Source organism: Deltaproteobacteria bacterium (assembly GCA_016874735.1).
GTDB lineage: Bacteria > Bdellovibrionota_B > Oligoflexia > Oligoflexales > CAIYRB01 > CAIYRB01.
On the sequence record VGTI01000095.1, the window covers coordinates 1 to 8,241 of the forward strand.

The window sequence follows — 8,241 nt, forward strand, 5'->3', positions numbered from 1 at the left end:
GTCGGGATTGGGACTACGAACCCTACTCAAACATTGGTAGTAAATGGCGCTGGGAACATCACCAGCTTGGGTGTCGGTTCGGTGGCAGACTCTACTGTTGGCACTTTGCGGGTGACAGCCAATAGTGCCACGGTCCCAGCAGTCCGCACAGATCAAAGCGGTGCCGGACCCACTGCATTATTTATGGGCGGCAACGTCGGTATTGGGACTACGTCCCCGACCAGCTCATTGGAAGTTAGTGGCGACGTCACTATCAGTGGGGGCTCAATCAAGCAAGAGGCATGGATTACCCCGACGTTCCAAAATTCCTGGCTCGATTATGGGAGCACCGGTGATACTGCTTACGGTCCGACCGGTTACTATCGAGATAAACAAGGTACCGTGTGGCTACGGGGAATAGTCCGGGCCGGTGTCACCGACAATTGTGCATTTACTCTGCCCGTTGGATACCGCCCGATAAAAGTTCGCATGTTTGCAACGTACTCTGGCAATGGTGTCTGTCGCATAGACGTTATGCCTTCTGGCTGTGTTTCGGTTCGTTCCTTTTGCGGTAACTCCTATGCCGGCCTCGATGGAGTTGCATTTCGGTCAATTGACGACTAGAGAGCTTGGGACTACTTCCCTTACCTAAGCGACAAAAGCCGCTCAAACATCAAACTCACTGATCTCACGCTGTCAAATACCGAGGAGAAAAGATCGATCTCGGATAGTTTGAATGCGGTTTAATGCCGCAATTTTTAGTCAGCTTTTGTCTACAAAATTGAACAAAAATCGCTTTTTTGATCATTTTAATGATCATTTTGGCATAAAAATCAGGGCGCTAGCTACGCACCGCCTGCCAGGTCCGTGACCTAAATGCCAGAGTGCAGAGCATCATCCGCTCCATAAACGGTGATAGCTCTGCACTCCACACACACGTTGATTACGATTTACAGCGTCTTGACGTAAGCCTCGAGCGCCGCAAAATCTTCGTCACTAAAGCTCAGATCCAGCTTCTTACTCACGTGTCGGATGGCTTCGCCGAGCGTGCCGACTGATGCATCGTGGAAGAATACGGCGTTATCGAAGGCATTCACCAAAGACGGCGCCTTAAACTGGCCCGCACTGCGTACCGGACGTGGACGGTAATCAAGGATCTTCTGCACGGGATCGTCGCCGCCAAGAGGCCGGTCACCGATCAGCGACTCGGCGATTTCTTGCGATTTAGGGTCGGCAAGACCAATCAGCTTATTGGCGAACCGCCCTGCCGCCACACCGTGGTCCGGATTACTCGTACCGATGTCGTAAAGACGCGGCGTGCCGTCAGCCTTGACGCCACTGGTCGACGCAGTGCCACGATGGCAGCTGGCACAGTTGGTGGTGAACAGTTCTTTACCGCGTGCAGCTAGGGCCGCATCGACGCGCGGCGCTTGCAGTTTGGCTACGCCACGCTCGAGGTAGGCAGCCATCGCCTTGGTGTCTTCGTCACCTAGTTTTCCACCAAGTCGCTCCGGCACGATCGTCTCGACAAACTCAAGGGCATTCGTGTGCGTCGCACTGGAGTGGAGCCAGCCACGATCGGCCACGCCACCACGCAGGGACATAGTGCGACGCGGTCCTTCCATCGTCACCCAGCTCGAGCCATCGTTGCCGCCGTTAGGATGGCAAGAAGCGCAGGCGCCGAGGCGGTTGACTGAGACGGGATATTTGTCGGGATTAGCCGACTCAAATAGGACTTTGCCACGACGGAGTTCCGCGCCAAGGGGATCTGTCGCACGCAGTTTGAGCTGCGCAATCTCACGGAGCTCTGGAGTCTTAGCGACCTTCTCAATATTACGAATCAGCGGTAAGCCAAGGACACCACCAAGCTGAATCAGGCTTTTGGTCGTTGGCGCATAGCGATAAGGGATTTCATACGGTCTAGCAAGCTGAGCACTGTCGTCTGGAGCATAGGACGAAGCATCGACCTCGGAGATAAAGTCTGAGTTCTCGTAGAGGACGTAAACCTTTTTGCCATCTGGCGACACCGTCATACCCTTCGGGTTGGAGCCCGAGAGTTGGAAGTGGAGCTGACTTGCCGGATGAATGGTTGTTGCATCGTAGATCGCAATCTCGTCCGACACGTGACTCAGCATCAAGGCGAAGCGACCGCCCTTGGTGAAAGCTATCGTGTTTACTAGCCCCAGACCGGTCAACCCTGCATGAGGGACCCCGTAGGCTAGGAACTGATTGATTTGCTCCTTGCCGCCACTGATGAGAGTGCGATCAATAAATTCGATTTCAAGTGGATGACGCATGCAGTAAACCACGCGCTTGAGACTAGGGATCGCCATCTCAACATCGCGGGTGAACAGCTCGTGCAGTTCCGATTTGCGGCTAGCATCCATCGGGAATATCAGCGGCGCACTGAGCTGCGCTGGCTGCAGTCCGCCAAACCGCGTGAGTGATTTATCAGCGTTGGCACCACGCTCGAGCACCACCAGAGCTCCGGTGATCCGCGTGCCTGGCACCCAGGCAGTTTGGCCAGCGGGGTCTAGAAACACGCCGGAAAGCTGGCTCGCCGTGCCTTCTAGACTAAAATCTTTGGCTTGGAGCTGACCATAAACGAGCTTGGTCGGCAGGTAACTGCTGTAAAAGTCGGCGAGACACTGCATCCGCGGATTATCCGGATTGAAGTGATCTTCGATGATCGCGTCTTTTTCCGCCCTAAAGTCGGCGAGGCTGATGACGCTGATCCATGATTCGTTGTGTTTGATGTCACCACGCGGGAGAAAATGAGCGACGTAGAGATTCGACTCGTCGTAAGTCATGCTCATGCCCGTGGGACGAGCACCGATACTGAGGCTACGGCTACTGACTAGGCGCGCATCATCGCCGAGGCGCAGCTCAGTTAAGAGCCCTTCGACATAGCTGGAGACATAGATTTTGGGCTCACGCTGCGACACGATCACTTGCTGCAGCTCACGGCCGAATTCTTCTTTGGCCCCTAGCACCGAGAGTACCCGCTTAGTCTCACGGTCGATCACCGTCACGGTGTTACCCTTGGCACTAGCAACTACGATCCAGTTCTTGGCTGCCTGCAGCGCCAAGCTCGCTGGTGCCCTGCCTACAGGAATACGCGCCATGACGTCACGTCCCGGCAGTCCGTAGACCACAACCTCGTCGGTGTCCGTGCTGACGGCCCAAAGTTCATCGCCGGTGGGTGCGACGAGGATGTTGGTGGAAGTCTGGCCTGAGCCACTACCCTCGCGCGCAACGATGCGGCCGACGATTTCGGGGCGTAACGACTTTCCGAGCCCAAGCGTGACGCGCTTCATGCCAAAGGGAGCCATGCGCCCGACATACAATGAAGTCGGCGCTGTAAGCTTGGCCTGGCTGTAGGCGTCGGTCGTTAGATTGACAAAAGTGCCGCTGGAGCCAGCCTCGGAGATTTCAAGCGCGACATCATCGAGCGGGTAGTCATGACGATTCTCAATGTAGACGTCGACTTGCAATCGATCCAATGTGTCGGCTAGAGCTTTCACGGCTCCGTAGACGACGAAGTCGTCTGTGCCCGCATTAGCTACAACACTATTGGTAACGGCATCGTGTTTAGCGTCAAGATGACGCCGTGGCGGCTCCGCCTTAATCATGTCGACGTGGAGCTCAAAAGGCTGGCTAAGCTCCTGAGGTGCTGCCATGACCTGACCGGCCGCAGCAAATGCTAGCGCTAGGGAGAGGGCGATCCGACTCTGCTTCATAAAGTCTCCTGTAGTCACCGGCGGGGGGCTAGCAACGATTTGAAAAAATTCCTGGTTGAAGGCGTACCGGTGACGGAGGCCCTGCGCAACGCTACTCTCGTTACACTGTAAATGCGGCGCTGACAAATGGAGATGACTAAGTTTCGACTCAAACAATATGTAAAGGTTTGGTTCTAGTAGTTGACGCTTCCTATTTTTTTGCATATGGGTCCCCCGAGTTTTGCCGCACTGTTCCCCTGTCACCCGGCAAACGAGGAGGTATCACATGAATATGAAAGCATTATTACTCGCCGCCCTGAGCGCAGCTGGTGTCAACGCATGCAGCTTCCAGCCGTCCACAACTAAAGTTGCCGCTGTTGGTGCTCTAAGCACTGTGTTTAGCACCAAATGCGCAAGCTGCCACGGCGACCAAGGCGAAGGCGATATCGGCCCCAAACTGACCGGCTTAAGCCTCGAGGCCTACTCCGCCGCAGTGCGTGAAGGCCGCGCTGGCATGCCAGCTTTTCCTGAGGCTACGTACTCAGAAGCGGACCTGAAAAAGGATCATGCCGCTCTTTAATTGGTTCACTTAATTGTTGGTTAAGGCGGTTTTCCCCAGTTATCTTAAGGCCTTAGAGAAAACCGCCCGATCTCCCGTTCAAAACGGCTGGTAGCTGCTGTAAATCTACTGAGTTGCAGCTAGCCACCAACAATTAAGTAGACCAGCTATGAAGATTTGCCTCACCGGCGCCTACGATCCGACCTACAACCGCACTTCCGTCATCTTGACCGGGATGCGTGAGCTGGGTGTTGAGTTTGCAGAGCGGCCTTTGAAAAAGGTACGTGCTGGTGAGCTAAGGGCTCTCAGAGGTGCGCTCAGCTGCGATGTCCTATTACTGCCGTCTTTTACGCACAAGTCGGTGCGCAAGGTACGACGCGCATTCCCGGGTGTACCGGTGGTGTTTGATCCTTTGATTTCTCGCTACCTTACTAAGGTACACGACTATAAAAACATCAAGTGGTACTCGCCACACGCCCTGACCACCTACCTATCAGATGTGCGCATCTTTCATAGCGCTGACATTGTCTTAGCGGACACCCGTGCCCACGCTGATTACTACCGCGATCATTTGCGTGTGCCGGAGCATAAGCTGCGGGTGGTACCGGTGGGGGTTGATTGCCGCGTCTTCGCTCCTCCTCCGCAGCACTTGGCGCCGCGGAGTCGACCTCTCGTTGGTTTCTACGGCAGCTTCAATCCCCTCCAGGGAATCGACACCATCATTAAGGCTGCGGCAATTCGGCGCGACTGCGACTTCGAGATCATCGGCGACGGCTTTGTCGGTGACGACATCCGCCGGTTGGTGGCTGACCTTGGTGTCACCAACGTGCAGTTAACGGGCTGGCTACCGTACCAAGATTTGCCGCAACGCATCGCTAGCTACGATATCGCGCTCGGCATTTTTGGCACCACGGCTAAGGCGCCCCTTGTGATACCCAATAAGATTTTTCACTACGCTGCTTGCGGCCGCCCCATCATCACGATCGATACTCCAGCTATTCGCGAAGTGTTCCGCGACGACAGCAACATCAAACTCATAGCCCCCAACGCCTGTGAGCTAGCATCTGCCATCGCGACGCTAGTAGCCGATCCTCGCAAACTCCAGACTCTAAGTGACGGAGCACGTGAGCTCATGGTGACCAGGTACGATGCACGCCATATTGCACAGATGGTGGTTAGGGCGTGTGCAGATGCCCGTAGTCAAAAATAAGCTAATCTCAACTCGATGCCGACTCGTAAGCTTTTAGGCCCTTTTGCCAAAAAACCCCGATCAGTGCCCAAATAACGACAAGCGCTACAAATGCTGCCAGAGCCCACGGCCAGCGCCCGTGATCGAGCAGGACATAAACCGGTGCACTGCCCACGAGTAGTATGGGAAACACCACCGTGAAGAGGCGATTGGCAAACCCGCGGTAAATAAACTCCGGCCACCGCGATACGCTTTGGATCTGAATCCTGAGGAAGTTGATGCCCATGGCTTCAACCGTCCAAAACATCAGCATTGATACCAAGATCTCGATCGATGTCAGGAGCACTAGGGAAAATAACACCATCGGAAATAATAGGATCCAGCTCCCCAGATCTAGTTGCATCTGGCGGCCGTAATAAATCAGAAAGCCCCACGGCGTCACAAAATTGATCAGCGTCGCTGGCCGAATCTGCCGTGCAAATACAGAAAATAAAGTATTCAGTGGACGCAATAGCACAAAATCGAGGCGCCCCGTCCGGATATCAAAGGCAAACTCCCAGAAACTTTCGCTCACAAAACTCATGTGCAAGTGATCAACGGCAAGTATAAAGGCAATGAAAAACATAAATTCAGACCGATGCCAGGCGCCAATTTTGCTCACATGATTGTAGAGAAAGTCGACCGATCCTAGCATGCTGAAGTAAAACAGCTGATCCATGATGATCAGAAGCACAAAGTGTAGGCGGTAGGTGCTGGCTGCAGCAAAACAGGTACTCAGAAATCTTGTATAGACGCCCCAGTATCGACTAACTAATTGGCGCATAGCTCACATCCCCGCAGCCGTGTAGAGTCGAAGTCCTCGGCGCCATACCGCCAAACTCGCTAGGGCGGTAATGCCAAGCCAAAAACTGAGTATGCCGGCGCCCATCATGATATCGCCCTGGTATTCACCCATAAATATTTTAACTGGTGCATAGGTCAAATAGGGGAACGGTGTCCACATCAGGAGCCGCTGTAGGTACTCGGGATACACCTCGAGTGGCATGACGGCACCGGAAAAAAACTGGGTAATCGTCAGAAACATCACACGCAGCACCCAGGTTTCCTCGAGCCAGAATGCCATGAGGCCTATGAGATAACTGGTCTGATACCAAAAGAAACTGACAAGCACTGAGAAACATAGACCAGCCAAGAGTGACGTCAGCGTGAGATGCGTCACGATCCCGAGCAAAAGTAGACCACTCAGCGTGATCGCAGCTGTAAACAGCTGCAAGCACTCAAAGGCGATAAAGCTCGCTGTCTGAAACGACCAAAAGCCGAAAGGATAAACCAGAAATGCCGATATGCGCCCGAGCCTGATGTCCTCGGCCAGATTCATGCTGTTGTAGCCCTGACCCAGCAGCGCAACGATCAAGGTCCAGCCCTGATACTGTAACATTCCGCCAAGATCGTAGCCCTGCAACTGCTCGATACCCTCAAGCTGGAATATCGCCGTCCATAGGCTGTATTTAACAAAAAAGAAGACGACACTAGGACCAATCACGAGGAGTAATAAATTGAGCTTGTAGCTAAGGAGCTTGTTCCAGCTGATCCTGATGGTAGCGCCCCACTTACGGGCAGTGGCCACGCTCATTGAGCTGCTCCCTTCAGTAAATGCGGATTGATCAGGAGCTCGTTCATCACGCGTTCAATGGGCAGCTTTTCCATACTGAATTCGATGACGGGAAAGCATTCGAGAATCTCGATCGCGCGCCGCCGGACATCGCCCTCAGCGATCCGCAGGTCCACCCTGGTGCGCGCATCGTTCCAGTGCGGGTCAAAATCCTTGAAGTAGTTGGCAGCTTCCGTTGGGATAGATGCGCTAAAGGCTATGGTGACAAACTTCTCGAGCCCCAAGATTGATGAGAACTCACCGATGGGACCATCAAAGCGCTTCTCCCCACCGAGCACTAAGACGATACGCTGACAAAGCGCCTCGACGTCGGCCATATAGTGTGATGTCAGAATCACCGTGGTCTTATGCTGCGCTTGATACTGAGCGATAAAGTCGCGAATACTACGTTGCGCCACAACATCAAGGCCTATGGTGGGCTCATCGAGAAAGAGTATATCTGGACGATGCAGCAAGCAGGCCATGAGCTCCATCTTCATCCGCTCACCCAGCGACAGCTTCCGCACGTGCACCTGCATTTGGCGCTCAACACCAAGGAGCGCACTGAGCTCAGACAGTCGCTTTTTGAACGCGGTGTCGTCGATCTCATAGTATTTCTGGAGGAGCAGAAACGAATCCATGGCCGGTATGTCCCACCATAGCTGCGACTTTTGCCCCATGACGAGCGCTATCTTGCGCCGAAACACCTGTTCACGCACGAACGGCACATGACCATGTACCCGGAGCTCACCATGGCTCGGTACAATGATGCCGCTAAACATCTTCATGAGTGTCGTCTTGCCAGCGCCGTTGGGACCGAGCAGGCCAACCATTTCCCCAGGATTGATCTCAAGATCAAAATGAGTCACCGCCGCCCGCAGCTGATAATCGCGGCGCACCAGTTGTTTCAGAGATCCGGCAAAACCAGCCGCCTTTTGATAATGCTTGAAGTCCTTACCGAGCCCGCGACATTGAATCATCTGTGAGACTTTCTGGATTTTCGCCGTAACTACAATGTAATAGCCAAATCATAGGAGAAAATCCCCACCACTAATACCAGGAAATCATAGCTCAATAAAGAAAACCTCAAGCGCCGCACGCTGTCCGTCGATGAGGCAGGTAACTTCCTTGTGCGTTCTTGGAG

7 protein-coding genes are annotated in these 8,241 nt (G+C 53.8%); 3 read left to right on the forward strand and 4 right to left on the reverse strand.

All coding sequences use genetic code 11. The annotated features are described in order from the left end of the window. Positions 1 to 81 precede the first annotated feature (81 nt). On the forward strand, positions 82 to 603 hold the full coding sequence (locus FJ146_18455) for a hypothetical protein (protein MBM4253954.1): 522 nt from the start codon (positions 82 to 84) through the stop codon (positions 601 to 603). A 326-nt stretch (positions 604 to 929) separates the two neighbouring features. Here the strand turns inward: FJ146_18455 and FJ146_18460 are convergent, their stop codons facing one another. Beyond that, the gene (locus FJ146_18460) at positions 930 to 3,923 is read right to left on the reverse strand and encodes a c-type cytochrome (GenBank protein ID MBM4253955.1); all 2,994 of its coding nucleotides are present in this window, start codon (positions 3,921 to 3,923) and stop codon (positions 930 to 932) included. 61 nt (positions 3,924 to 3,984) lie between these two features. Between FJ146_18460 and FJ146_18465 the strand changes: the two genes are divergently transcribed. Together FJ146_18465 and FJ146_18470 are read left to right on the forward strand one after the other, a co-directional pair. Further along, a complete protein-coding gene (locus FJ146_18465) occupies positions 3,985 to 4,278 on the forward strand; it encodes a cytochrome c (GenBank protein MBM4253956.1) in 294 nt (97 codons plus the stop codon). 148 nt (positions 4,279 to 4,426) lie between these two features. After that, positions 4,427 to 5,467, forward strand: a complete 1,041-nt coding sequence (locus FJ146_18470) for a glycosyltransferase family 4 protein (protein ID MBM4253957.1) — start codon at positions 4,427 to 4,429, stop codon at positions 5,465 to 5,467. 7 nt (positions 5,468 to 5,474) lie between these two features. On the opposite strand, the gene FJ146_18475 is transcribed toward FJ146_18470, so the two are convergent. The 3 genes from FJ146_18475 to FJ146_18485 are packed head-to-tail and all read right to left on the reverse strand — an operon-like array spanning position 5,475 to position 8,077. After that, positions 5,475 to 6,269, reverse strand: coding sequence for a hypothetical protein (locus tag FJ146_18475; GenBank protein MBM4253958.1), 795 nt, complete (start codon positions 6,267 to 6,269; stop codon positions 5,475 to 5,477). A 3-nt stretch (positions 6,270 to 6,272) separates the two neighbouring features. Continuing rightward, the gene (locus FJ146_18480; GenBank protein ID MBM4253959.1) at positions 6,273 to 7,079 is read right to left on the reverse strand and encodes a hypothetical protein; all 807 of its coding nucleotides are present in this window, start codon (positions 7,077 to 7,079) and stop codon (positions 6,273 to 6,275) included. Continuing rightward, positions 7,076 to 8,077: an ATP-binding cassette domain-containing protein gene (locus FJ146_18485; protein ID MBM4253960.1), complete on the reverse strand. Its 1,002-nt coding sequence runs from the start codon at positions 8,075 to 8,077 to the stop codon at positions 7,076 to 7,078. The genes FJ146_18480 and FJ146_18485 overlap by 4 nt, the downstream gene beginning before the upstream one ends. Positions 8,078 to 8,241: the final 164 nt, after the last annotated feature.